Raw genomic sequence first — 26,109 nt, forward strand, 5'->3', positions numbered from 1 at the left:
CACACGACAGCGGCTTCGTCGTTCCGCGTCAGCGTCGTGATCGCACCGCCGCGCCGGGCGCGACCACGAACGCCGCCGCAACCACGAAGGCCCGGTGCGCGTCCTTGGCGGACGTGCACCGAGCCTCCAGGCAGTCCGTCAGCGCGACGGACGGATGCCGATCAACCGAAGCGGCCCGAGACGTAGTCCTCGGTGGCCTGCACGGACGGGTTCGAGAACATCGTCGCGGTGTCGTCGAACTCGATGAGCTTGCCGGGTGCACCGGTGCCGGCGATGTTGAAGAACGCCGTCTTGTCGCTGACGCGCGACGCCTGCTGCATGTTGTGGGTCACGATCACGATCGTGAACTCCTTCTTGAGCTCCTCGATCAGGTCCTCGATGGCGAGCGTCGAGATCGGGTCGAGGGCCGAGCAGGGCTCGTCCATCAGGAGTACGTCCGGCTCGACCGCGATCGCGCGGGCGATGCAGAGACGCTGCTGCTGCCCACCGGACAGGCCCATGCCGGGCTTGTCGAGGCGGTCCTTGACCTCGTTCCACAGGTTCGCGCCCTGCAGCGAGCGCTCGACGATGTCGTCGGCCTCGGAACGGGAGACGCGCTTGTTGTTGAGCTTCACGCCCGCCAGCACGTTGTCGCGGATCGACATCGTGGGGAAGGGGTTCGGACGCTGGAAGACCATGCCGACCTGCCGACGGACGAGCACGGGGTCGACGCCGGCGCCGTACAGGTCGTCGCCGTCGATCTTGACCGAGCCCTCGACCCATGCGCCGGGGATGACCTCGTGCATGCGGTTCAGGGTGCGGAGGAAGGTGGACTTGCCGCAGCCCGACGGGCCGATGAAGGCCGTGACGGTGCGGGGCTCGATGGTGATGTCGACACCCTCGACCGCCTTGAACTTCGAGTAGTAGACGTTGAGGCCGTCGACCTCGATGCGCTTGGACACGTTGATCCTTCTGGGTGGGTGGTGTCGCTGGTTCCGCGGGGGCGGAGGGTCAGCGGCTGAGCTTGGGGGCGAAGAGACGGGTGATGAACCGGGCGAGCAGGTTGAGCAGCATCACGATCAGGATGAGCACGAGGGCCGCGGTCCAGGCCCGGTCGACGAACGGCACCGGGTTGGCGCCCTGCTGCGAGTACTGCGTGTACGCGTACACCGGCAGGGTCATCATCGGGTCACGGAACAGGTTGTAGTTCATGCTCGCGGTGAAGCCGGCCGTGACGAGCAGCGGGGCGGTCTCACCGATGACGCGGGCGATCGAGAGCATGACGCCGGTGGTGATGCCGGCGAGGCTGGTGGGGAGCACGACCTTGAGGATCGTGAGGTACTTCGGCACCCCGAGGGCGTACGAGGCCTCGCGGAGTTCCATCGGGACGATCTTCAGCACCTCTTCGGTGGAGCGCACGACGATCGGGATCATCAGCACCGACAGGGCGACGGAGCCGACCAGGCCGAAGCGGGCACCCGGGCCGAGGAACAGCGCGAAGAGCGCGTAGGCGAACAGACCGGCGACGATCGACGGGATGCCCGTCATGACGTCGACGAAGAACGTGATGCCCTTCGCCAGTGCGCCGCGACCGTACTCGACCAGGTAGATCGAGGTGAGCAGGCCGATCGGCACCGAGATGAGCGCCGCGAACAGCGTGATCTCGAGCGTGCCGATGAGGGCGTGGACCGCGCCGCCGCCCTCGGAGATGACCCCGCGCATCGAGTACGAGAAGAAGTTCGCGTCGAAGCGGGCGATGCCCTTGGCGATGACCGTCCAGAGCAGCGACACCAGCGGCAGGACCGCGATGACGAACGCCGTGATGACGAGCGAGGTGACCAGGCGGTCGACCGCCTTGCGGCCGCCCTCGACGATGCGCGAGATGACGACGATGAGGACGTCGAACAGGACCGTGCCGAGGAAGATCGCGGCGACGACGTTGAAGTCCTTGACGGCGCCACCCGCGTTGAGCAGGGCGAAGACCAGGACGAGGGCGACCCAGCTGCCGACCAGCAGCAGCCACGGGACGGAGGCGTGCAGCTTGCCGTTGGCGTAGACGTTGCCGGCGGTGCCGGTCTGACGGAGCGCGAGGGACATCGGGTGCGACCTCTCAGCTGACTCGGCTGCGGACGATGTACCGCGCGAGCATGTTGATGACCAGGGTGATGACGAAGAGGATCAGACCCGACGCGATGAGCGCGTTGAGTGCGGTGCCCGAGGCCTCGGCGAACTGCAGGGCGATGTTCGCGGCGATCGTCGAGGGGTTCTGCGACGTCAGCATCTGGAACGTGACGTTCGTCGAGACCGACAGCACCAGCGCGATCGCCATCGTCTCGCCGAGTGCACGGCCGAGGCCGAGCATGATCGCGGAGACGATGCCGGACTTCGCGAACGGCAGGACCGACAGGCGGATCATCTCCCAGCGGGTCGCGCCGAGGGCCAGGGCCGCTTCCTCGTTGAGGGTCGGGGCCTGCAGGAAGATCTCACGCATGACCGCGGTCATGATCGGGATCGCCATGACGGCGAGGACGATCGACGCCGTCAGGATCGTGCGGCCGGTGCCGGACACCTGGCCGGAGAACAGCGGGAACCAGCCGACGTACTCGTTCAGGAACACGTAGAACGGCTTCACCAGGGGCGCCAGCACGGCGATGCCCCAGAGGCCGTAGACGACCGACGGCACGGCGGCCAGCAGGTCGATCACGTAGCCGAGGACCGGCGCGAGTCGACGCGGCGCGAAGTGCGAGATGAAGAGGGCGATCCCGAGGGACAGCGGCACGGCGATCACGAGCGCGATGAGCGCGGACCAGACGGTGCCGAAGACCAGGGGGCCGACGAAGTCCCAGAAGTTCGTCGCCTTGCCCGGCAGCTCGCCGACCTTGGCGGAGAAGGCCGGGATGCTCTGCCACACGAGGAACGCGGCGACGAGCACGAGCACGAAGAGGATGAGGCCGCCGGCGATGACCGACGCGGCGGAGAAGACGCGGTCGCCGACACGGACGACGGCCTTCGGCTTGATCGGGGTGACGGTGGCCCCTGGCTGGGCCGGTGCGGTCGTCATGGGGTACTCCTGTCGGAGGAACGCCGGGGGAGGCGACGGGTTCTGGGGTGGTGGTGCGGTGCCCGTCCGGGTGGTGTCCTGGACGGCTGAGTGCCCGGACGCCGGTCGTGTGGGTGGGACCGGCGTCCGGGCGCTCAAGGGGCCTTACTTGATGGACGCGACCGCGTCCTTGGCCTTCGACGCGAGGTCGGAGGAGAGGGCGGCCGACTTGGCCTCCTTGGCAGCGGCGTCCTGAGCGGCGCTCGAGACGACGTAGTCGAGGTAGCCCTTCACGAGCTCGGCCTTGTCGGCGTCCTTGTACTCCTGGCACGCGATGGCGTAGGAGACGAGGACCAGCGGCCAGGCACCGTCAGCGGTGTCCTTGCGGTCGATGTCGATCGCGAGGTCGTTGTCCTCGCGGCCGGTCGCGATCTTCGAGTCGGCGACGACCTGCGCGGCACCGTCGGCCGAGATCTCGGTCGCCTTGTCGCCGACCATCAGCTTCGCGCGGTCGAGGTCGCCCGCACCGGAGTCGTCGATGTAGGTGATGGCGTTGGTGGCGTTGCCCATCGCGGAGGCGACACCGGAGGTGCCCTTCGCGCTGTCACCGACCGAGTACGGGAAGGTCTGGCTGGGCTCTTCGGTCCAGACGTCAGAAGCGTTCGCGGAGACGTACTCCGAGAAGTTCTGCGTGGTGCCCGAGTCGTCCGAGCGGTGCACGACCGTGATGTTCGCGTCCGGCAGCTTCGCGTCCTTGTTCAGGCCGGCGATCTCCGAGTCGTTCCACTTGGTGATCTTGCCCGAGAAGATCCCCGCGATGGCCTTCGCGTCGAGGGTCAGGTCGCTGACGCCGTCGACCTTGTACGCGATCGCGATCGGGGAGATGTAGACGGGGATGTCGATGCCCTTGGTGTCCGCCTTGCAGGACTCGAACTTGCCCGAGAGCTCCTCGTCCTTCAGCGCGGCGTCGGAGCCGGCGAAGTCCGCGGCACCCGACATGAAGTTCTCGCGGCCGGCACCGGAGCCGTCCGGCGTGTAGTTCACGGTGACGCCCGAGGCTTCGTTCTGGAAACCGGCGGCCCAGGTGGCCTGCGCGGTCTGCTGTGCGGACGAGCCGGAGCCGGTCAGGGTGCCGGAGAGCTTCGAGTAGTCGCTGCCGCTGGTGGAAGAGGAGGACTCGGTGCTGCCCGCGTCCTCGTTTGCCGCGCACGAGGAGAGCACGACTGCGCCGGCGATCGCGATTGCTGCGATCGAACCGATTCGCTTGATGTTCACAGGGGTCCCTTCGGGAATGGAATGCAGTGGGACCACTGCGGTCCCTGGGCCGGTGCCGACCCGGGAGCGACTGTAGGGACGCGAGGTGACCGCAATCACCCCCGCTGGTGAACGGGAGGTGAACGAGGGGTTGTCCGCGTCGGGGCGGCGTGCGCCGCACCCGCGCAAGGAGCAGGATCGGGGGCACTGTGCGCTCGTTTGGAAGATGCGCACGCATGATCGCGGACGAGCGGTCGGGAGGCCCGGATCGCGTTCCCGGGCGCGGCGCGGCCCCGTCCTGTGGCCGGGTGCCGGGCGCGTCGGCAGCCGTGCGGCGGCGCTGCGGTCGGGCGACACTGTCGTCCGCCGACGCTGCGGTCGGGCAGGGCTGCGGACCGCCGGACCGTTGCGGTCCGCCGGTGGCGGGCTACGCCGGGATCGTGTTGCGGTGCGTCTCGACCGCGACGAGCGTGTCCCCGGCGATGTGCATGACGGAGAAGTCCCCGACCGACAGCATCGCGGCGCGGCGCAGGTCGAAGCGGCCGGACTCGTCGGCGGTCGCGGTGGCGATCCGGGCGATGATGTCGGGCAGTACCGGGCCGTGCGAGCACAACACGGCGGTCTTGCCCTTGTCGAGCCGGCGCCGGACGACGCCCTTCACGTCGGCGGCTCCGCGGTCGTGGGCGTCCTGGCTGAGGTCCGGGGTGCTCGAGACGCCGAGCTTGGTCGCGGCGGACAGCGGTTCGACGGTCGCGAGGCACCGCGCCGCCGTGCTGCTCACGATCTTCTTCGGGCCGAACGCTGCGACCGGTGCCGCGGCCGCCTTGGCCTGCGAGCGGCCGACGGGCAGCAGTGGACGGGTGGCGTCGGGGCCGTCCCAGTCCGAGCCGGGCACCGTCTTCCCGTGGCGCAGGGTGATCAGGGCGAACGTGCGGTGCTGTCCCGCGGCGGCGCGTTCGGCGAACCGGTCGAGGATCGCGACGTCCCGCTCGTACGTCAGGCGATTGCGGGCGTCGTCGATGGTCACCCACTCGAGCGCCGCGACCTCGTGGTTCGGCACGAAGGCGCCCGCGCGGGCGTACTCCTTCGCCGAGACCCGGGCCGCCCAGTAGTGCACGACCTTGTCGCGGCCGTTCGGCAGCACGTACTCGGCGGTGCCGAGCGGTGCGCCGAGGTGGACGCGGTACCCGGTCTCCTCGTCGATCTCGCGCACGGCGGTCGTCGGGACGGCCTCGCCCGGGTCCACCTTGCCCTTGGGCAGGGAGACGTCCTTGTGGTGGTCGCGGTGGATGAGCAGCACGAGGGGCGTGCCGTCCTGTTCGCGCCAGACGACCGCACCCGCAGCGACGACGGGGCCCGAGGGACCGCCGCTCACCGAGTCGAGCGCTTCCGGGCCGAGATCTTCCGCATGGTCACATTCTGCACGTCCTCGAGCGGACGGCCCGCATCGTCGGTGGAGTGCCGCGTCCACTCGCCGTCGGACTCCAGGTGCCACGAGCTGGCGGTGTCGGCCATCGCCAGGTCGAACATCTCCTGGACCTCGTTGATGTGGTCAGGGGCGACCAGTCGCACGAGCGCCTCGACGCGTCGGTCGAGGTTGCGGTGCATCATGTCGGCGCTGCCGATGAACACCGCCGGGTCGCCGTCGTTGTGGAACGCGAACGCGCGGGAGTGCTCGAGGTAGCGCCCGACGATGCTCCGCACGCGGATGGTGTCGCTGACGCCTTCCATGCCCGGCTTGAGCGAGCAGATGCCGCGCACCCACACGTCGATCGGCACCCCGGCCTGGCTCGCCAGGTACAGCGCGTCGATGATCTGCTCGTCGACCATCGAGTTGACCTTGATCCGGATGCCCGAGGGCTTGCCGGCGCGGGCGTTGGCGGCCTCGGTCTGGATGCGCTTGAGCAGGCCCTTCCGCAGGTGCAGCGGTGCCACGAGCAGGCGCTTGAACTTCTTCTCGATGGCGTAGCCGGACAGCTCGTTGAACAGGCGGGTCAGGTCCTTGCCCACCGTGTCGTCCGAGGTGAAGAGCCCCATGTCCTCGTAGATGCGCGAGGTCTTCGGGTTGTAGTTGCCCGTGCCGATGTGGCTGTAGTGCTTGAGCGTCCCGCCCTCTTGCCGGATGACGAGCACCAGCTTCGAGTGCGTCTTCAGCCCCACCAGGCCGTAGACGACGTGCACGCCGGCCTTCTCGAGCTTCCGGGCCCAGGTGATGTTGTTCTGCTCGTCGAAGCGAGCTTTGATCTCGACCAGGGCGAGGACCTGCTTGCCGGCGGCCGCAGCGTCGATCAGCGCCTCGACGATGGGGCTGTCCCCGGAGGTGCGGTACAGGGTCTGCTTGATCGCCAGGACGTTCGGGTCGGCCGCGGCCTGCTCGAGGAACGCCTGCACGCTCGTGGCGAAGGACTCGTAGGGGTGGTGGACCAGGACGTCGTTCGCCTTGATCGCGCGGAACAGGTCGGGCTTCGTGTTCGGCTCACCCGGCTGGAACTGCACCGGGGTGGTCGGCACGTGCTTGGGGTAGTGCAGGTCGGGGCGGTTGATCTTGGAGATCTCGAACAGTCCGCCGAGGTCGAGCGGCGACGGCAGCCGGAAGACCTCTTCCTCGGTGATGTCGAGTTCACGCACGAGCAGGTCGAGGGTCACCGGGTCCATGTCCTCGGTGATCTCGAGGCGGATCGGCGGACCGAACCGGCGGCGCAGGAGCTCGCGCTCGAGGGCCTGGATGAGGTTCTCGGCCTCGTCCTCCTCGATCTCGACGTCCTCGTTGCGGGTGACCCGGAACACGTGGTGCTCGAGGACCTCCATCCCCGGGAAGAGGTCGTCGAGGTGGTTCGCGATGAGCTCTTCGAGCGGGATGAAGCGCATCCGGCCGGAGTTGTCGTCGGGGAGCTTGATGAAGCGGGAGAAGTTCTGCGGCACCTTGAGGCGCGCGAACTCCTGGCGCTGCGACTTCGGGTTGCGGACCCGCACCGCCAGGTTGAGCGAGAGCCCGGAGATGTAGGGGAACGGGTGCGCCGGGTCGACGGCCAGGGGCATGAGCACCGGGAAGATCTGCTCGTTGAAGTACTCCCGCATCCGCTGCCGGTCGGCTTCGTCGAGGTCGGACCAGTGCTCGATGTGGATGCCCGCGGCGTCGAGGTCGGGCTTGAGTGACCCGATGAAGGCCTGGGCGTGCCGGTCCTGCAGCTCGTGGGCCTTCTTCGCGATGTCCCGCAGGACGTCGCTGGGGGCACGGCCGACGTTGGTCGGGACGGCGATGCCGGTGTCGATGCGGCGCTTCAGGCCGGCGACGCGGACCATGAAGAACTCGTCGAGGTTGGACGCGAAGATCGCCAGGAAGTTCGCCCGCTCCAGCAGGGGCTGCGTGCGGTCTTCACCCAGCTCGAGCACGCGCTGGTTGAACCGGAGCCAGCTGAGCTCACGGTCGAAGTAGCGGTCCGTCGGCAGTGACTCGTGCTCGATCTCGATGACTTCGTCGAAGTCGTCGAGGTCGGGTGCGACGGATTCGCCGTCGAGCTGCGGTTCGGTGTCCATCCCCACATCCTGCCACCCGGCCCCTGCCACCGGAGGGGCCCCGGTGGACGCTGTGGAAACCGGTGGTGAACCGTTCGGATGTGGAGGAAGGGTCACGATATACCGACGGTGACATCTGCCTGGGTTTGTGGGTATGGTGGGCCGTGTCAGAGCCTCCGGGGGGATTCCACTGCGCGGGGGTGCAGCTACGAATGAAAGAGGTTCATCATGTCGCGTGTCCTTTCGACCGAGCAGGCCAAGACCGCCATCCGTCAGGTCCAGTCGATCATCAACGGTGGTTTCACCGACCAGATCTCGCAGCTCGACGCCCAGGGCCGGATCCTGTCCGACTCGAACGTCTGGGACGGCCCGCTCGCGGCGACGTTCCGCGGGTCCACCTGGCCGGAGACCAAGGCTGCTCTGGACAAGGCGAAGACCGAGCTCGAGCAGCTCCGCACGCAGCTCGACAAGATCTCGCAGGACATCTTCACCGCAGGTGGCGGCGCGTAAGCACCGGCCTGTTCCCGCCCGGACCGTCGCACTCGCGGCGGTCCGGGCGTTCGCGGTCGGTGGGGCCGCTTCACCAGCACGATCAGCACGACTTCGGGGGATGAACCATGGTGGACCTGCACGGCAATGAGCCAGTCAAGTTCGACAACGGCACGGCCGACGCACTCAGCACGGCGCTGAACGACGCGGCCGAGTCGATCGAGGGTCAGGCCGGCTCGCGGCAGTCCTACGTCACCACCGCATCGCAGGAGTTCCGCGGGCACTTCTCCGAGCTCTTCGCGCAGAACGCCGGCACCGCGAAGAGTGACGCCGAGGACATCGCCACCAACCTGCGCACCGTCGCGGGCTGGGTCGACCAGATGAAGGCGGCCGCCGAGCGCGAGAACGCCCGTCGCAAGAAAGCCCGCGACTGGTACGCCGAGTACGGTGACCGGAACTTCTTCGAGTGGATGCACGACAAGGTCGCCGGCGCACCGGAGCCGCCCAAGGTCGAGCACGAGGATGCTCCGACCTTCGCGCCCGCCAGTGCGAAGTCGACCACACGCCAGACCCCGAATCCGGGCGCGGGTGGGAGTGGTGGCGGCGGGACCTCGTCCGCCAAGCCGGAGGACCTGCGTTCCTTCGCCGCCGGATCGACCTCGCTCAACAGCGACCTCGCCGGGAAGCCCGCGGGGCTCCGCGGCAAGCTCGACGACTTCGCGACGAAGTGCTCGTGGGGAACGATCAACGCCGACGGGCTCGTGTCAGCGTTCGACAAGTGGCTTGCTGCCAACGACCAGGACGTCACGTGGGCGAACACGATCGCCGATGCATTCGCGGCCGCTGGCGGCGAGGGCGCCGTGTCCACCGTCTCGGACGCCGCGCTCGCCGCAGCCCTGGCTGCCGCCGGGGTCTCGCAGTCCCGCACCGACCTGCAGTTCGATCCACCATCGGCCTACGGCGCCCAGCCCACCACCGGCTTCTCGATGGACCCGGTGAACACCACGACGGGCAACTTCCTCGAGCCGGAGCTCGACCTGGCGTTCACCGGTGCATCTGCGGCGCTGCAGGTGACCCGCATGTACAACTCCCTCGACCAGCACGTCGGCCTCTTCGGTCCGGGGTGGGCGTCGATCCTCGAGACCCGTCTGCTCCTCGACGACGAGGGCGCGTCGTTCGTCGGCGCCGACGGTCGCCAGGTGCGCTTCCCACGTGACGGCGAGGGGTGGGCCCGCGGCGTCGGCGAGAACCGCTGGCTCGCGGCCGAGGGCGACCGACTCGTCGTCCGCGACAACCAGGGTGAGCGCATCGACTTCTCGCCGTCCGGGCTGTGGCTCGGACAGCGCGGCGGTGCCGGCACCGCGGTCCGCGTCGAGCGGGACGCCGACGACGTCGTCGTGCGCCTGGTGCACGAGCGCGGTCGCTCGATCGACATCGACCACGTCGACGGCCGGGTGGCGGTGCTCCGCGCCTCCGACGGCCGCCGGATCGAGTACGGGTACGACGATCGCGGCCGACTCGCCTCGGTGACCGACGCCGTCGGCACCCGGGCCTACGGCTGGAACGACGACGACCTCATCACGACGGTCACGAGTGCGGCCGGTGTCGTCGAGGTCGACAACACCTACGACGACCAGCGCCGCGTGGTCGAACAGATCACCCCGCACGGCCGCACCGTGCGGTTCGCCTACCTGCCCGGCCGCGTCACCGTGGTGTCCGACCACGACGGCTCGCGGTCGAACTCCTACATCGCCGACGCCAAGGGGCGTCTCGTCGGGGTCATCGACTCCGACGACCGACGCCAGTCGATGAGCTACGACCGGCACGGCAACCTGGTGTCGGCGACCGAGCGCGACGGGTCGGTGACCGTCCACGCGTACGACGACCGCGGCCGGAAGACCCGGACCGTCACGCCGTCCGGCGGCGACCTGACCTACGGGTACGACGACCAGGACCGCGTGACGACGGTCGTCACCGAGGCCGGTGCCGTCGTGAGCTACGAGTACGTGGGCGACGACCGCGACCCGTCGGTCATCGTCGACCCGGTCGGCGGCCGGACGGAGCTGACCTGGCAGGACGGCTCCCTCACCCATGTCGTCGACCCGACCGGCGTGGTCCTGACGCTTTCCTACGACGCGTTCGGTGAGCTCGTCTCGACCACCAACGCCGTCGGCGACACCGCTCGGATCGAGCGCGACGCGGCCGGTCACCCGGTCGCCGCGATCAGCCCATCCGGTGCACGGAGCGAGTACCGCTACGACGCCGCCGGGCTCCTCGTCGAACGACGTGACGCCGACGGAGCCGTCTGGCGCTTCGAGTACGCCGCCGGAGCACGGATCGCTGCGATCACGGATCCGCTCGGAGCACGGACGACGCTCGAGTACGCCCCGAACGGCGAACTCGCGACCACGACCGACCCACTGGGTCGACGCGTCTCACGGACGTTCGACGACCAGGGGAACCTGGCGGAGCTCGCGTTGCCGGGCGGCGCGGTCTGGACGTTCGCGCACGACGCCTTGTCGCGCCTCCAGGCCGTCACCGATCCCGCTGGCGCGACCTGGCGGCGTGAGTACGACGTCGTCGGCGAGCTGACGGCGACCGTCGACCCGACGGGCGTCCGTCAGGAGTTCTCGGACGACGTCGCGACCGGCGTCGCGACGCTGCGCGACGCCTTCGACACCGCGACCGTCCGGTTCGACGAGTACGGCCGACCCGTCGAGTCCACGTCTGACGAGACCGGTTCCGAACTCATCACCTACGACGCCGCCGGTCGCCCCTTCGAACTCGTCGACGGCGAAGGCGGACTGACCCGACTCGAGCGCGACCTCGCCGGTCGCGTCGTCGCGTTGGTCGCCCCCTCGGGCGCGCGCTCCACGTACGAGTACGACGCCTGCGGGCGTCCCGCCGCAGCCACCGACGCCGCGGGGGCGCGGACGACGCTCACCTACGACGCGGACTCCCGTGTCGTGGCCCGGACCCTGCCCACCGGCGAGGTCGAGGAGATCACGTACGACGCCGTCGGGCGCGTGGTCACGCAGTCGACTCCGGGTTCCGGCACCGCGCGGTTCCGCTACGACCAGGCCGGGAGGCTCGTCTCCAGCCACGACGCACGCTTCGGCCGTCGTCGGTTCCGCTACGACGCCGCCGGGCAGCTGATCCAGGTCGTCAACGGTCTCGACGGGGTCACCTCGTTCGAGTACGACGAGCGCGGGCGCCTGGTGACGATCACCGACCCTGCCGGCGGGACCACTCGACGGGAGTACGACGCCGCCGACCACGTGGTCGCCGTCACCGACCCGCTCGGACGGACGACCACGGCGGCCTACGACCCGGCCGGGCGCCAGATCCGCCAGACGGATCCCGACGGCCGCACCACCGAGTGGACGTACGACGCAGCCGGCCGCCAGCAGGCCGTGCTCGTCGACGGTGCGGTGCAGTCGGAGATCACCCGCGACGCCGTCCACCGAATTGTCGTCGTGTCGGACCACACCCGTGGTGCAGGCCGGACGATCGAGCACGAGCTCCAGCACGACCGCCGCGGCCTGCTCGTCCGCCGAGCCCGAGGCGACCAGTCCGTCGCGTGGGAGTACGACGCCGACGGCAACCGCACTACTCGGGTCGACCCGAACGGCACCCGCACCACCTACCGTCGCGATGCCGTCGGCCGTGTCGTCGGGGTGGACCGTGACGGCACCGCTGCCGGCGCGTTCACCTACGACGCCTCGGGTCGTATCGTCCAGGCGGCCACGGGCGACCTGGTGCAGTCGTGGTCGTACGAGGGAGGCGCCCTCGTCGCGCACACCTCGACCACGCTCGACGGTGCCAGCAGCACGCGGATCGAGCGCGATGCCGATGCGCGGATCACCGCGGTCGACGGACCGTCCGGAGCGGTGTCCTACGAGTACGACGCCGCCGGGCAGCTCGTGCGCGCCGGGAACTCGACGTGGGCCTACGACGACGGTGGGCGACTCGTCGTCGAATCCGTCGGCGGTGTCGAGACGCGCCACGAGTACGACGCTGCCGGACAGCTGGTCGCGACGACCACCGAGGCCGGCCGCACCGAGTACGTCCACGACGGTCTCGGCCGCCGCATCCGGCGGACCGCAGCCGATGGTTCGACCACCGAGTACGCGTGGTCCGACCTGGGGTACCTCGCTGCCGTCGTCGACCGCGACGCCTCGTACGCCGAGACCGGTCGGCTCGACGTCTGGGTCGACGCGCTCGGTGAGCTCGCCGAGGTGGGTGGGGTCGCCGCGTGGTGGGACTCCGCCGCGGTCGTGCCGTCACTCATCAGCATCGCCGACACGTCGCTGCTCGACCTGCCGGGGGGTGTCACCGCGATCGGCGATGCCGTGACGCAGCCCGCTTGGCGGAGTGCGCGCGCGACCGATGCTGCGGACCCGTGGGCTGCGCTCGCTGCCGTCACCGACGTCGGGCTGCCCGCGGGGGTGTCCCTGACCGGCTCGGGTGGGGTGTCCGTCGCAGGGCTGGAGTGGCTCGGGGCCCGTGTGTACGACCCTGCGGCGCGGGGCTTCCTGTCGGTCGATCCGCTGGCTCCGATCCTGGGTGCCGCGTGGTCGGGGAACCCGTACTCGTACGCGGGCAACGATCCGTTGCAAGCCGTCGACCCGCTCGGGTTGCGGCCGGCGACTGACAAGGACTTGCAGGCCTACCGGGATGCGAATCAGGGTGCAATCGCCAACGTGCGTGACTGGGCCGACGAGCACTCGGAGCTGATCTCGAACATCGCCATCGGCCTCGGCGTCGCAGCGACAGTCCTCGCGATGTGCACACCGATCGGCCCGGTGGTCGCGATTGCCGTGATGGCCGGCGGCGGAGCTGCTTTGGCCGGGGGGCTATCGATCAAGGAAAACAGGGGGGAGAACGGCAAGGTCGATTGGGGAAAGGTCGGCCTGGACACTCTCGTTGGTGGTGTGTCGGGAGCTGCCGGAGGGGGAAGCGCGCTGGGTCTCTCGAAACTCGGGACAGCGGCTGCTCGCGCAGGTGCTCCAGTGCTCCAGCGGATCGGCACGCAGGCCTTGACATCGACTACTCGCTCGGCGATCTCGTCAGGAGTGTCAGGTGCCACGCAGAACGTCGGCGGGTACATGTTCGACGAAGACGTCTCGCACACTGCCGGCGGTTACGCGGCGTCTGCGGCGTCCGGCTTCGGTCTGGGGGCGGGCTTCAGCCTGGGATCCGGGGCGCTCGGAGCTAAGATCGTCAAGAACTTGGACCTCAGTTCTCCATCAGCGACCGCTTTGATCGGTGGTGCGGTGAACCACAGTGCAGGCGGCTTTGGTGCCGTGGCAAATGAGCTGGTCCGCCCGGGCGGGGATCAGAGTCGCGCAAACCTGGTCCAGACCTTTGGAACAGGGTTCCTTGCAGGGGCGCGGGGTCCTACCGTCACTTCACATCGTGCGCCATGAGTGGCGGGCGACGAGAGAAAGAGAGCGTAACCGTGCCGAATACGGAGACCCGGCTTGGGACGGACGTCGCCAGGCGGCGTGTATTTCGGAACCGCACCATCGCCGTGCTCTTGCTCTTCCTCGTCGTTGTCTTCCCGATCTTGGCATTCTTTGTAGCGCCGATCGCTTTGGGCGTGTACGACGATTCTCACCCAATGTCCGTAACTTGCACTGTTGAATCCGCAAAAGCGGGGAGTACTTCGAGTCGTTCCTTGAAGGGCGTCGGGAGTTCGGGCAGTCAAGTTGTCATCGAGACAAAAGGCTGTGGGCGGTTGCTGATCGACTCAGGTATCAACAAGGACAATGTCGATCGGGTGGCCGACGAACTCAAGGCGGGGCAGCGCTACCGATTCATAGTTGGAGAGGGGACCTACCGGTTGCGCTCGGTTCTTCAGCTGGTCAAGGTCGCACCTGATGTGCGCGACTTCAAGGCAACCCAGGAGTAGCGTGCGACGCGGTCTCGACGTTCACGCATGGTCTCTAGGGGTTGGGTCCCCGCACGCGGGTGGCGTCGAGCAGCATCGCGGCGTCCTCATGGCTGCGGCGACGATCGGTGCACTCGGAATCGCCTTGCCCCTCGTGCTCGCTGGTGATCATGCTTTCGCAGCGACGCCGTACTCGGTCCTCGGCGGTCCGTGCCCTCGATGGCGGTGGCCGGACGTGCAAGGCGATGATTTCGGCAGGACCTTACTGAGCGGGGCCATACGCGGCGCTGACGAGCCGATGTGCGGGTCCCAGCCGCGCATAGAGGCCAGGGTCGGCTGGTGAAGTCCACCGAAGATGATCGGGTTGCGTCGAAGCTGCTCCGAAAGAGGAAAAGCAGGGCACCCGTCTGGGGGAATCGAGTGATTGCAGTAGCAATCGTGCTAGGCGTCATCGTGATTCCTCTCCTGGCATTAACGGTCGGACCGACCTGGCTCGGGCGATACGATGATTCTCATCGAATCAAAGTAACCTGCAAAGTTGATTCCGCCGAAGCAAACATTGCGTCTTCACGGTCTGCGAAAGGCGCGGGAGGCTCGCGACCGCAGGTGACCTTCCATACAGACTGCGGGAATCTCATCTACGCAGACGGGGTCGATCGATCGAGTATGAAACGAATAGCCGGCTCGGTTGAATCGAACGCGCCGTATCGGTTCGAAGTTGGTGCTGGCTCGTTCAATCTGCGGAAGGGTCTCAAGTTTGTCAAAGTAGCTCCGACGGTTTACGGCTATAGCCAAGTCCGCAAGTAGGGGCGAAAGAGTTCAGTGAAGCACCTAGCTGCTAGCCTCTACGGGATTTCGAACAGGTTTGTGTGGAAGATGAGCTATCGACCGAAGCCAGTGACCTCGCTTTTTCTACTATCCACCTCGACCCCGGACTTCCCAGCGGAGCGGACGCGATGCGGGGATCCATGGCACGTGGAGACACCGAACGTCCGGTTGGCGAAGAAGGCGGCTGGAGGCGATCATTTACTGGTGAGTGCTGCTTCTGATGGCACGTTTCGTCCTGCTCATAAGAGCCCTGCACGTGTCTTTCTTGAGCGGTTGCAGGCCGTCGGACTGTTGTTCTTGATCATCGGGCTCCCGGTGGCCACGTTCGGTTTCGGCCCGTCGATTCTCGGGCGGTACGACGATGGGCACCGCATGAACGTCGTGTGTCGGGTCGATTCGGCAGAGGCGAACATGTCGTCTTCCCGGTCCGCGAAGGGAGCCGGCGGTGCACAACCCCAGGTCACCTTCCACGCGAATTGCGGGAATCTCCTCTACCTGGAAGGCGTGGATCGGTCCAGCATGCAGCGAATAGCGTCCGCGGTGGAACCAGGCGAGCGCTACCGATTCACTGTCGGTGCTGGCTCGTTCAGGCTGCGTGCCGGCCTCAAGATCCGGAAGGTAGCGCCGGAGATCTACAGCTACACCGGCGTGCTCGCCTCGGAGACGCCCCGGCGTGGATCGCGTGACAGCCCAAACGACGAGTGAGCCGGAGCGGTGATGTTGAGACGAAGGAGCACACGGGACGAGGTCGTCGTGCTGTGCAACGAGGTGGCCGGATTCCTCTGCCGGATGGGGGCTCGTGAGGCGGAGGGCTTCTACCTCCGCCAGGCCGAGGCACTCCGCGTCGAGGAGGCGTGGCTTGCTCGGCGGCGGATCTACCGAAGGATCTACTCCGCGTCGAACACGGGGGCAGGGGGCATGGGCGACATGTTCGTGGTCACGCCTGACGGCGCGGGCGATGTCCCTGCGACCAAAGCGTTCCAGCGGTCACTCTCCGCGCTGCTGCGGGCGACGCGCACATTCCCGTGATGGACTCGCTGTTCCAGCACTGAAGGAGCACAGCAAACATGACAATGTCGGAATTGCTCAAGCAACTCGACGACCACGCCGTCGAGGACGCCGCGTCGGCTGTGCAGATAGCCCCCATGCGATCTGCCCTCGTCGCCACGTTCGGACAGCCCGAGCATGCGCCGTGGTCGACGCTGGCTCCGGAGGTGTACGGCGTGAGCGAGCCGGGTGAGCCCGCGGCCGGTGTCGATGAGTGATTCAAGGGCTGAGCGACTCGCACGGCGAAGACGCGTACCGCGAGACAGGATCATGGCTTCGATCGTCTTCGCCTTCGTCGTGCTCGTTCCCTTGCTGGGCTTCTTCGTCGGGCCGATCACGTTGAAGGTCTACGACGCAGGACACCGGGTGCACGTCGTCTGCACCGTCAGCTCCGCGCACAGCAGTGCGGACTCGTCTCGCTCCCTGAAGGGCGTGGGCTCGTCGACGTCGCAGGTCGTGTTCGAGACGTCCGACTGCGGAACGCTCGTGCAGACCTGGGGTGTGAACCGCGACAACGAGGACGAACTGGCGCGGGGCGTCATCGAGGGGGAGCGCTACCGGTTCGACGTCGGCGAGGGTTCCCTCACGATGCGGGCATTCCTGAACACGATCCGCCAGGCCGTGTACGTGAAGAGCTTCGAGCCCGTGCGAACACGGTAGGTCCGTCGGCCAAGTGCAGCAGCAGCGCGCCGCTCAGCGCCCGAAGGCCCCGACGAACTCACCCCACTGCGCGGGCGCCCGCTGCTCGAGCCATGCACAGAGCTCGGGATAGGCGGCGTCGATCGACAGGACGCTGATCACGCCGCGTTGGCCGTTCACCTTGATGTCCAGGCCACCGAACCGGTTGGTGGTGGGCCGGATGCGCTTGATCGCCGCCAGGTCGACGGTCCGCGCGGCACGGAACATCGGCGTCACGACCAGCTGCGAGTCGTACGCCTCGACGCGACGGCGCTTCTGACCGACGCCGAGGTAGACGAACAGGATCCCGAACAGCACCATGCCGACGCCGGCGATGAGCATGCCGATCGCGTCGGGGTCGTCGAGCAGGCTGAGCGTGGCCAGGAAGAAGAACCCGCCGACGACGATGACGACGATCCCGATGATCCGGAGCAGCAGGTAGCTGAACCGGCGAGCACGGACGGTGAAGAGCACGCCGTACGCCTCGTCGCCCACGACGGTGGACGGTGGCCGCTTCCGGTCGTTCTGACGGACGAGCGCGCTGACGGCGGCCGGGATGGCGATCATGGCGATCAGCGCGATGAGCACCGGCGACAGGTTGATGTTCACCGGTCCGCCCCCGTTCGTGCGTTCGTGCGCCGGCGTTCGAAGGGCGTGACGCCCTGGTCCCCCTGGATCATGCGTGCAGAGTATCAGCGCCCCGTGGACAGGTACGGGCACCCTCGCGGATGCTCTATGTTGGATTTCAGTAGCGAGCTGTGGCCCGAACGGGGGTGGCTCCCGGGGAAGACCAGCCCGGACCTGACGCCGTTCAGCAACTAGCATCGATGTGCTCGACGATTCTCTTGGGGGGAAGACCGTGATGAACCAGCGTGCCGGGAACACCGGAGCACGACGGACCGGACGACGGATCGCGGGGACGGTCGCCGTCACGGGGATCGCTGCGCTGGTGCTCGCCGGCTGCACCTCCGACGACAAGCCTGTTGCCGACCCCTCGCGGGTCCTGCAGACCGTCGACACGCGCCTCGCCGCGGACGGCTCGATCACGTCGATCTCGGACACCGCTATCTCCGTCGCAGGCAAGGACTCCTCGTCCGCGACGACCGAGCACGACCCCGCGAAGGCGGCGAGTGACCTGCCACTGCGCATCACGACGCAGTACTCGACCAAGAAGAAGACCGGCACGGACCTGGCCGACCTCGACGGGTACTCGGGTCGGGTGTCGATCGACCTGACGATCGAGAACCTGACGGTCACGTCGAAGAACCTGACCTACGACGTCGCCGGCACGTCGCGTTCGACCCCGGCACTCGTGGGCGCGCCCTTCAGCATCGCGGCGTCGACCGTGTTGGCGGGGACCGCCGCCGACCGCGTCGTCACGGACTCGGCCGACTCCGGCTCGTCGACCGATGGTGTCGTGAGCACCAACGAGGACGGCGACGCGGTCGTCCAGTGGGGCCGGTTGCTCGCCCCGCCGACCTCCGGCGCGAGCAGCACGCTGCACCTCGTCGCCGACGTCGAGGACTTCACCGCGCCCACCATCGACGTCGCCGCGCAGCCCGGGCTGTCCACGGACCTGTCCTCCACGGGCGTCGTCAACGCGGCCTTCGGGTCCGACAGCGACTCCGAACTCGCGCTCCAGCGCCGCACGATCGACCTGATCTCGCAGGTGAACGAGGTGCTGGCGCGTGCCGGTGGCACCATCACCGAGGTCCGGTCGAACCTCGAGACGACGTCGGAGACCCTCGGCGTCAGCACGGCCGAGCGCCTCAAGGAGAGCAGCTCCTCCCTGGCCAGCACGATGCAGTCCCTCTCCGGACAGCTCGGCTCACTGAACAGCGACCTCGGCACCACGGTCAAGGCCACGCAGTCGACGGTGTTGCAGCAGCTCCAGCAGACCACCACGAGTCTCGACAGCCTGCTCGGCGACACGTCCGCGACCGCGCCGGCAACGGTGCTCGACGGCAACGGGTGCGCGGCCACGCCGAAGACCCCGTCCGCCGGGGGCAGTGTCTACGGCAACCTCCTCCGCGTCTCGGCGCAGCTCACCGGCTACGCCGATGCCAGCGAGGCGTGCAAGCAGCAGGTGAGTGCGCAGCTCGCCGCTGCCATCGGCCCGAAGGACCCGGACGCGACGACCTGCGCCGCGACGGACGCGCGAGACTCGCTGACCTGCACGCTCTACGAATCGTCGACCGCGATCAACGGTTCGCTGATCGGGCTGGTGAGCACCGGGCAGGCACTCGCCGCGCGGCTGCAGCCCGAGACGGTGGACGCCGCGATCGCGAGCGCTGCCGGCCTCGACGCGCAGCTCACCAGCATCTCCGATGCCCTCGACGAGTACGAGAACGGTGGCGACGGCGGCACCGGTGACGCCCTGCGCGCGCTGTCGGCGAGCGCGGACCAGATCGGCACGCGAATCGACGCACTGGCGACGGCCGTGCAGACCACGCACGACCGTGCCGAGGCGGCACGTGACCTGGTCGACGGCGCAGGGTTCCCGCTCTCGATGCAGCGCCAGAACTCGGCGGTCGCGGACCAGCTCTGCACCCTCGCGACGCTCGGACAGCTCAACCAGGCCGACGCCGATCGTCTCCGTGGCTACCTGACGGCCGAGCCCTGCGCCGGTGCGCCCGAGGGAACCGTGCTCCAGCCCGGCCTCGGGTTCACCGACCCGATGGACGAACGACTGGACGACCAGACGGCGCGCTGGCAGGAAGTCGTCGACTCAACCAGTGCCGACGCGACGGCTGAGGGGTCCATCGGCAGCGCGATCGCCGGCCTGCGGACTGACCTGACCGCGCTCGACGACAGCATCCGCGCTGTCCGAGATGCCGTCCGTGGTGGCAGCGACGACGTGGGTTCGACGATCGAACGACTTCGCGCAGCGGTTTCGGACGCCGACAGGTCGCAGACGGTCATCGCGACGCAGCTCGGGACCGTCCGCCAGACGCAGATCGACCTCGCTGCCGAGGTCGAGAAGACCTTCAAGGACGCCTCCGACCAGTCGTCGGAGACCTTCAAGAAGGCCATCGACGCACAGGTGCGGAAGGTCTCGACCACGGCGTCCGCGAGCAACCAGGCCGTCCGCGACGCCTTCGACAAGTCGATTGCCGGGCTCCGGTCCACCTCGGGTGAGGTCACGAAGGACTCGAAGGGCACGATCGACGAGCAGAAGGGCACACTCGAGCAGGAAGGCTCCGAGCTGGCATCCGCCGTCGACCGTCAGACAGCCTCGAGTCTCGAGCAGATCGCCGCGAGCACGAGCGCCTCGACCCGCGACGTGCAGGGAGCCTCCACACTGCTCACCGGCGACCTCAACCGGGTGATGCTCGACCTGGGCGACCGCAAGGTCAACGGATCCGGCATCCTCGGCGCGATGGCCACGAGCGCGGCGAAGTCCGACTCCGCCGACTACCAGCTCGCCCTGGCATCGCAGAACGCCGCGGGCTACGCGAACGTCCGCGCCGAGGACGTCGCCGGGATCCTGCTCCAGCAGGAGCAGTTCCGAGCCTCCCTCGACGCCGCGACGACGCTGCCCGCCTTCCAGCTCAAGGTGCCGGCCAGCGCGACCTCGACCACGCTGTACACCTTCCGGATCGGGGCGGACCGATGAGCGACCAGACGATCGACGAGTCCGATGGCACCGAGGCGGGACGTCCGCGTAATCGCCGTCCGCTGGTCATCGCCGCCATCGCGGTGCTCCTGGTCGCCGCGGTGGTCGCTGCCGTCCTGACCTTCCGGGCGATCGGCAGCAGCACGCCGGCCGAGGCTGTCCCGGCCACCGTGCCGGTGGAGATCACCGTCAAGCACGTCCCCGACACCACGAAGATCGGCGTCGTCGTCACCCTGGGCGACGGTGAAGGGTCCGAGTGGAACGAGGCGGCACAGGGCACCCTGGTGGCCGAGCGACGACTGGCGCTCGGCGGGACCGACATCACCCTCGTCACGAAGAACGACGGCGGGACGTCCGCGGGGGCGAAGACCGCGGTGGAGTCCCTGGCGAAGAGCGGCGTCGCGGGCATCGTCGTCGCGTCGTCCGGCAATCACGTCTCCGGAGCGCTGACGACGGCGGCCGAGAAGCACATCCCGGTGGTGGTGCCCTACGCCTCGGCCGAGAAGGACTCGTGGTCGACCGCGCCGACCGCCGAGTCGATCGGCGCCGCGATGACGACGGCGCTCGGCGACGCGAAGTCGCCGCTCCTGGTGAACCTCGGCGGTGGTGCGCCCGCAGACCTCCGAGTGGCGCACGTCCTCGACGGGGACGACACCGCAGACACCGCGGAGCTCGCCGCGACCATCGCCTCGCGGACCGGCGCGACCGACGCAGACGACGACACCGCCGAGGCCGCGGACGCCGGCCCGAAGGCCACGCCGGACTCGGACGCTGTCGTCGTCAGCGGGTCCGCGCAACGACAGGGTGCCCTGGTGGCGGCACTGCAGGCCGCAGACGTCACCGTGCCGGTCGTCCTCACCCCGGACGCGACGAGTCCGGCCTTCGGCGCCGCACTCATCGATGCCGGCGGCAGCCTGAGCGGCTCCTTCCGCACCGTCGGGGTGGCCACCGACGACGCACGGGCGCTCTCCTCGGACGCCGAAGGCCGGGCCATGTCCGCGTTCCTCGGTGGGGTCCGGGTGCTCGCCGACGATCCTGACGCCCAGAACCTGACGGGTGACCGGCCGTTCTCGGCGGTGGCCGGAGCAGCGGACGCCCGCAGCCACGACGCAGTCGTCGCCCTGGTCCGCGCGGTCGGCAAGGCCGGCAGCACGGAGCCCTCCGACGTGACCGATGCCCTCGCCGCGCTCGACCTCGACTCCGCGGCGGGCATCGCCGGTCCGGCGCTCGACTTCACGCGGCAGCAGGCGCTCGGTGCGTCCGCGACGGTGTTGGCGGCCTCGGCACAGCCACTCGGACTCCGACCCGACAACGCCGCCGCTGCTGGCTCCGAAGACGCATCCGGCGACGATGCGGCAAAAGCCACCTCGCTGGTGTGGTTCGAGGACTCCACCGCACACTGACCCACCCACGCACTACCCGAGAAGGACACCGCGAGCATGCGCCTGCTGATCGAGCTCGACGACCGACGTGAAGCGGTCGAGGTCGACGGGTGGTCCGGCGCGTCCTCGCTGGGGGAGCTCCTCTCGGCGGCGATCGGCGTCGAACTGGACGCCGAGACGACCCTCGCGGTCGACGGTCACCGCACCAGTGCGGCGACCCCGCTGCGCGACCTCGTCCTGCTCGAGGGCTCCCGCATCGGCCGCGCACCGCAGGAGCGACCGCAGACGATCGACGGGTGGAGCGTCACCCTCGCCGGGGGACTCGACGCGGGTCTCGTCGTACCGGTCCCGCGCAGCCGGAAGCTCGTCGTCGGCCGGGCGCCGCAAGCCGACGTCGTGCTGCCCACCGAGAGCGCCTCGTGGGAGCACTGCACGATCGAGCGCGAGGACGACGGGGTCCGGGTGCGTGACGCCGGTTCGACGAACGGCACCGTGATCGCGGGCGAGCGCATCGATGCCGAGGGAGTCCTGCTCACCGGGACTACGAGCGTCATCGTGGGCGGCGCCGTGCTGCTGGTCCGGCCGGCGCTGGACGAGGTACCCGTGCCGGCCGCGGGTTCGCTGGCCAACCTGACGCCCGCGGCGACCGCGCCGTTCAACCGCCCGCCCCGAGCCGGGCGGAACACCGAGACCGAGACCGTCGACCCACCGGCCAAGCGCGAGGTCCCGCAGGCCTCGAAGTTCAGCTGGATCACCGTCGCAGCGCCACTGGTCCTCGCCGGTGCGATGGTGCTCCTGCTCGGCGACGCCCGGTTCGCTCTGTTTGCGCTGCTGTCGCCGGTCACCGCGATCGGCATGTGGTTCGAGCAGAAGCACCGTCGGGCGAAGAACCTGAAGGAGGAGGACACCCGCTTCGCCGAGGCCGTGGAGTCCTTCCGCGGTGAGATCGCCGAGGCCGCAGCGGTCGAGGCGGCCCGTCGGCAGGAACTCGTCCCCGACCCGGCCACCGTCGTCCGCCGGGCCGAGCTCCCCACCACCCTGCTGTGGCAGCGACGCTCCGAGGACGCTGACTTCCTGAGCCTGCACGCCGGCACCGGTGACGCACCGTGGCGCCCCGAACTCGATCAGCGGGCGGCGTCGTCCAAGCTCGAGGACGAGGCGAAGGCCGCCGTCGCCGACAGTCGCCTCACCGCTGCGCCGGTCGTGGCGGACCTGTCCGACGCCGGCGTCGTCGGGATCGTCGGCGACCGCGAGGGCGCGCTCGCGCTGGCGCGCAGTCTGCTCACGCAGGCCACCGTGCACTGCGGGCCCGCCGATCTGACGGTGGGCATCTTCTGTGACGCCGGCCGCGCGGACGACTGGGGGTGGGCCTCCTGGCTGCCGCACGCGCGCGTGGCGGGGAGCAGCACCGGTGCCCGCTGGATGTCGGCGCAGCGCGACCAGAGCGCCGCGATGCTCCGGGGGCTGCGGGAGTCGCTCGACGAACTCCCGACCCCGAACCTGCTCGTCGTGGTCGACTCGGAAGTGCTCACCGAGGGCCGCGACGCACCCGCCCGGAACCTGCTCGGCGAAGGGCGCACCGTGCCCGGACAGTCGCTCCGTCCCGGCGAGCAGCCCCGACGGGTGAGCGGGATCGTCATCGCGACCAACGAGCAGCAGCTCCCCGCAGCCTGTACGACGATCATCACGGTCGGGGCCGACGCCGCAGCGACGGTCTACCGGCCGGAGGACCGGACCCGCGTCGAGGACGTCGTGCTCGCCGGCCTCAGCGCCGAGACCGCCGAACGGAGCGCCCGCAGCGTGGCGCACTTCGACGATCCCGAACTGCTGGTGCCGGGTGCGTCGTTGCCGTCGCTCGTCCGCCTGCCGGAGCTGCTCGCGGGTGACGACACGGTCGCGCGAACCCCGACGGGCACGAGCCCAGCCGATGCGATCCGCACGGCCTGGGACGCCCGCACCGGCTTCTCGACGCCGATCGGTTCGTCGGAGAGCGGCGTCCTCGAGATCGACCTCGTCCGCGACGGACCACACGGCCTGGTCGGTGGCACGACGGGATCGGGCAAGAGCGAGTTCCTGCGGTCGCTCGTCGCCGGGCTCGCTGCGCGGAACGACCCGACGCGCCTGAACTTCCTGCTCGTCGACTTCAAGGGCGGCGCCGCGTTCGCCGCCTGCGAGCGGCTACCGCACACCATCGGCACGATCAGCAACCTCGACGAGCAGCTCGCCGACCGGGCGATCCGTGCGCTCGAGGCCGAGCTCGAGCGACGGCAGCGGGTGTTCGCCGCGGCCGGGGCGGACATCGACAACCTCGACGCCTACCTGGCGACGAAGCCGGACGAGCCGATGCCGCGCCTGCTCCTCGTCGTGGACGAGTTCGCGATGCTGGCGAAGGACTTCCCCGACGTCCTGACCTCGCTCGTCGCCGTCGCGGCGGTCGGGCGCACACTCGGCGTCCACATGATCCTGGCCACCCAGCGGCCGGCCGGCGTGGTGAGCGAGGACATCCTGGCGAACACCAACATGCGTGTCGCGCTGCGGGTGCAGAGCCGCGAGGACTCCACCAACGTGATCGGCGTCCCCGCGGCCGCCGGCATCGGTCGCCAGCAGACCGGTCGTGCCTACGTGAAGCTCGGGCAGGACGACATCACCCCGGTGCAGACAGCCCTCGTCACCGGCCGAGCCCGTGACGAACGCGCCGAACAGCCGGTGTCCGTCCGGCCGACGGACGTCTTCGGCGTTCCGGCGCCGATGCCCGCCCCGGCTCCGACGGCGTCCGACGTGACCGACCTCGACCAGCTCATCGAGTCGATCGGGCAGGCGAACGCCGCCGCCGGCTACGCCCCGCCGCGCCCGATCTGGCCCGAGGCACTCGGCGACCGCGTCGAGCTGGGTGCGCTGGCGGCAGCCGACGCCGCTGACACGTCGCGGACGGTGCCCGTCGCCCTGGCGGACGACCCCGACCACCAGCGTCAGGTCACCACGGGATGGGACCTCGACGAGGGCAACCTCATGCTCATGGGCATCCCCGGCAGCGGGACGAGCACCGCGCTCGCCACCCTCGCCCTGCAGCTCGCCGCCGCGACGAGCCCGGACGACCTCGACCTGCTGGTGCTCGACATGGGCCCAGGGGACCTGGCTCCGCTCGCCCGGCTGCCGCACACCACGGCCTACGTCGGCTCCGGTGCCGGCGCGGGGGAGTTGCAGGCGCGGTTCCTCCGCCACCTGCGCGTCGAACTCGAGCGCCGTCGTGCCACTCCGGGCGGCCGGCGTGCCATCGTGCTGATCGACGGTCTCGCGGCACTGCGCGACGAGTACCAGGACTTCGAGGGCCAGCTGCTGCTCGACGCCCTGTACCGCGTCTACGCCGAGGGGCCCGCGCTGGGCATCTCGTTCGCCGTGTCGACGACACGGGCCAAGGCCGTGCCGTCCGCGATGGACGAAGTGACCACCCAGAAGTGGATGTTCCGCCTGGCGGACCCGTACGACTACGCCTCGATCGGCGTCCGCCCCAAGGACGTCCCGCCGCCGGTGCCGGGTCGCTTCATCGACTCGGTCCTGCGGTTGCAGTCACACGTGGCGACACCCGACGTCCCGCTCGCGCAGGCGGTCGAGCGCCTCGCGGAGCGCTGGTCCGGCACCGCTCCGAAGGCGAGTGCGGTCGGGCGGCTGCCCGATGCCGTCCTGGTCGACGAGCTCGGTGCCGGTGCGGTCTTTTCCAGCGAGCCGTGGCGGCTGCCGGTCGGGATCGCCGAGGACGACCTCGCTCCGGCCACGCTCGAGGTCTACGACGGCGAACACGTGCTCGTCGCGGGGCCGGCGCGCTCAGGGAAGTCGACCGTCCTGCTGGCGTTGGCGGCACTGGCGCGCGCTGCAGAGGGCGTCCGCCCGGCCGTCTGGGCGATCTGTGACCGTCGGTCACCGCTCGCCTCGGGATCGTTCGACCGCATCGCCGTCGGACCCGACGAGGTCCCCGCACTGCTGGCCGGGCTGCGGCTCGAGCGCGGTCCGGTCCTCCTGCTCATCGACGACGCCGAACGCTTCGACGACGGCGACCAGGCGATCGCCACCCTGCTCGCGACGGAGCGTCCCGGTCTGTGCGTGGTCGCCGCCGGTCGGTCTGCCGACCTCCGGTCGCTCTACAGCCACTGGACCCGCGCCGTCCGCAAGTCGCGGTGTGGCGTGCTCCTGCAGCCGGACGTCGACTACGACGGCGAGCTGCTCGGCGTCACGCTCCCGCGCCGTGCACCGGTCGCGCTGACCGTGGGGCGCGGCTACGCGTCGTCCGGCGGAGCCGTCCGCCTGGTCCAGACCGCGTCCGCAGGCAGCTGACCCGACCGACTGACGGACTGGAGGCCCGTGGCGACGCCGCCGCGGGCCTCCAGTCCGT

16 protein-coding genes are annotated in these 26,109 nt (G+C 69.3%); 9 read left to right on the top strand and 7 right to left on the bottom strand.

The window, feature by feature from the left end:
* Positions 1-161: 161 nt before the first annotated feature.
* The 6 genes from pstB to DEJ00_RS05425 all read right to left on the bottom strand — a co-directional run bounded on the left by pstB (position 162) and on the right by DEJ00_RS05425 (position 7,810).
* Positions 162-941 carry a phosphate ABC transporter ATP-binding protein PstB gene (pstB, locus tag DEJ00_RS05400; protein WP_027466631.1) on the bottom strand — a complete coding sequence of 260 codons (780 nt, stop codon included), beginning with the start codon at positions 939-941 and terminating at the stop codon, positions 162-164.
* A gap of 49 nt (positions 942-990) precedes the next feature.
* A complete protein-coding gene (gene pstA, locus DEJ00_RS05405; RefSeq protein ID WP_027466630.1) occupies positions 991-2,076 on the bottom strand; it encodes a phosphate ABC transporter permease PstA in 1,086 nt (361 codons plus the stop codon).
* 13 nt (positions 2,077-2,089) lie between these two features.
* Positions 2,090-3,040 (bottom strand): phosphate ABC transporter permease subunit PstC, encoded by a 951-nt coding sequence (gene pstC / locus DEJ00_RS05410; protein ID WP_027466629.1) that lies wholly within the window; start codon positions 3,038-3,040, stop codon positions 2,090-2,092.
* A gap of 144 nt (positions 3,041-3,184) precedes the next feature.
* Positions 3,185-4,294: a phosphate ABC transporter substrate-binding protein PstS gene (locus tag DEJ00_RS05415; RefSeq protein WP_027466628.1), complete on the bottom strand. Its 1,110-nt coding sequence runs from the start codon at positions 4,292-4,294 to the stop codon at positions 3,185-3,187.
* A 406-nt stretch (positions 4,295-4,700) separates the two neighbouring features.
* Positions 4,701-5,648 carry an NUDIX domain-containing protein gene (locus DEJ00_RS05420; RefSeq protein WP_111056632.1) on the bottom strand — a complete coding sequence of 316 codons (948 nt, stop codon included), beginning with the start codon at positions 5,646-5,648 and terminating at the stop codon, positions 4,701-4,703.
* A complete protein-coding gene (locus tag DEJ00_RS05425; protein ID WP_111056633.1) occupies positions 5,645-7,810 on the bottom strand; it encodes an RNA degradosome polyphosphate kinase in 2,166 nt (721 codons plus the stop codon). The genes DEJ00_RS05420 and DEJ00_RS05425 overlap by 4 nt, the downstream gene beginning before the upstream one ends.
* Positions 7,811-8,017: 207 nt before the next feature.
* Here DEJ00_RS05425 and DEJ00_RS05430 point away from each other — a divergent pair, with 207 nt between their 5' ends.
* The 6 genes from DEJ00_RS05430 (at position 8,018) to DEJ00_RS05455 (ending at position 16,706) form a co-directional block, all read left to right on the top strand.
* A complete protein-coding gene (locus DEJ00_RS05430) occupies positions 8,018-8,299 on the top strand; it encodes a hypothetical protein (RefSeq protein ID WP_027466625.1) in 282 nt (93 codons plus the stop codon).
* 107 nt (positions 8,300-8,406) lie between these two features.
* Positions 8,407-13,707 carry a DUF6531 domain-containing protein gene (locus tag DEJ00_RS05435; RefSeq protein WP_111056634.1) on the top strand — a complete coding sequence of 1,767 codons (5,301 nt, stop codon included), beginning with the start codon at positions 8,407-8,409 and terminating at the stop codon, positions 13,705-13,707.
* Positions 13,708-13,811: 104 nt separating this feature from the next.
* A complete protein-coding gene (locus DEJ00_RS18235; RefSeq protein WP_139179603.1) occupies positions 13,812-14,192 on the top strand; it encodes a hypothetical protein in 381 nt (126 codons plus the stop codon).
* A 954-nt stretch (positions 14,193-15,146) separates the two neighbouring features.
* Positions 15,147-15,704, top strand: coding sequence for a hypothetical protein (locus tag DEJ00_RS05440; RefSeq protein WP_146247872.1), 558 nt, complete (start codon positions 15,147-15,149; stop codon positions 15,702-15,704).
* Between the two features lie 377 nt (positions 15,705-16,081).
* A complete protein-coding gene (locus tag DEJ00_RS05450) occupies positions 16,082-16,264 on the top strand; it encodes a hypothetical protein (RefSeq protein ID WP_146247873.1) in 183 nt (60 codons plus the stop codon).
* Positions 16,265-16,316: 52 nt separating this feature from the next.
* On the top strand, positions 16,317-16,706 hold the full coding sequence (locus DEJ00_RS05455; RefSeq protein ID WP_111056638.1) for a hypothetical protein: 390 nt from the start codon (positions 16,317-16,319) through the stop codon (positions 16,704-16,706).
* 33 nt (positions 16,707-16,739) lie between these two features.
* Here the strand turns inward: DEJ00_RS05455 and DEJ00_RS05460 are convergent, their stop codons facing one another.
* Positions 16,740-17,333 (bottom strand): hypothetical protein, encoded by a 594-nt coding sequence (locus tag DEJ00_RS05460; protein ID WP_111056639.1) that lies wholly within the window; start codon positions 17,331-17,333, stop codon positions 16,740-16,742.
* A gap of 253 nt (positions 17,334-17,586) precedes the next feature.
* On the opposite strand from DEJ00_RS05460, the gene DEJ00_RS05465 reads away from it, so the two are divergent.
* Genes DEJ00_RS05465 through DEJ00_RS05475 form a run of 3 tightly spaced genes read left to right on the top strand, consistent with a single transcriptional unit; the run spans position 17,587 to position 26,051 of the window.
* A complete protein-coding gene (locus DEJ00_RS05465; protein WP_111056640.1) occupies positions 17,587-20,340 on the top strand; it encodes a hypothetical protein in 2,754 nt (917 codons plus the stop codon).
* Complete coding sequence (locus tag DEJ00_RS05470; RefSeq protein WP_111056641.1) at positions 20,337-21,743, top strand: hypothetical protein; 1,407 nt, start codon at positions 20,337-20,339, stop codon at positions 21,741-21,743. Before DEJ00_RS05465 ends, DEJ00_RS05470 begins: the two co-directional genes overlap by 4 nt.
* Positions 21,744-21,779: 36 nt before the next feature.
* Positions 21,780-26,051: an FtsK/SpoIIIE domain-containing protein gene (locus DEJ00_RS05475; RefSeq protein ID WP_111056642.1), complete on the top strand. Its 4,272-nt coding sequence runs from the start codon at positions 21,780-21,782 to the stop codon at positions 26,049-26,051.
* Positions 26,052-26,109 lie beyond the last annotated feature (58 nt).

It is taken from the genome of Curtobacterium sp. MCLR17_039 (assembly GCF_003234745.1).
Lineage (GTDB): Bacteria > Actinomycetota > Actinomycetes > Actinomycetales > Microbacteriaceae > Curtobacterium > Curtobacterium flaccumfaciens.

Coding starts and splice junctions, on each gene's coding strand:
- DEJ00_RS05425 (WP_111056633.1), bottom strand. CDS start 7,810: ATGGACACCGAACCGCAGCTCGACGGCGAATCCGTCGCACCCGACCTC.
- pstC (WP_027466629.1), bottom strand. CDS start 3,040: ATGACGACCGCACCGGCCCAGCCAGGGGCCACCGTCACCCCGATCAAG.
- DEJ00_RS05475 (WP_111056642.1), top strand. CDS start 21,780: ATGCGCCTGCTGATCGAGCTCGACGACCGACGTGAAGCGGTCGAGGTC.
- DEJ00_RS05455 (WP_111056638.1), top strand. CDS start 16,317: ATGGCTTCGATCGTCTTCGCCTTCGTCGTGCTCGTTCCCTTGCTGGGC.
- DEJ00_RS05435 (WP_111056634.1), top strand. CDS start 8,407: ATGGTGGACCTGCACGGCAATGAGCCAGTCAAGTTCGACAACGGCACG.
- pstA (WP_027466630.1), bottom strand. CDS start 2,076: ATGTCCCTCGCGCTCCGTCAGACCGGCACCGCCGGCAACGTCTACGCC.
- DEJ00_RS05465 (WP_111056640.1), top strand. CDS start 17,587: ATGAACCAGCGTGCCGGGAACACCGGAGCACGACGGACCGGACGACGG.
- DEJ00_RS05430 (WP_027466625.1), top strand. CDS start 8,018: ATGTCGCGTGTCCTTTCGACCGAGCAGGCCAAGACCGCCATCCGTCAG.
- DEJ00_RS05470 (WP_111056641.1), top strand. CDS start 20,337: ATGAGCGACCAGACGATCGACGAGTCCGATGGCACCGAGGCGGGACGT.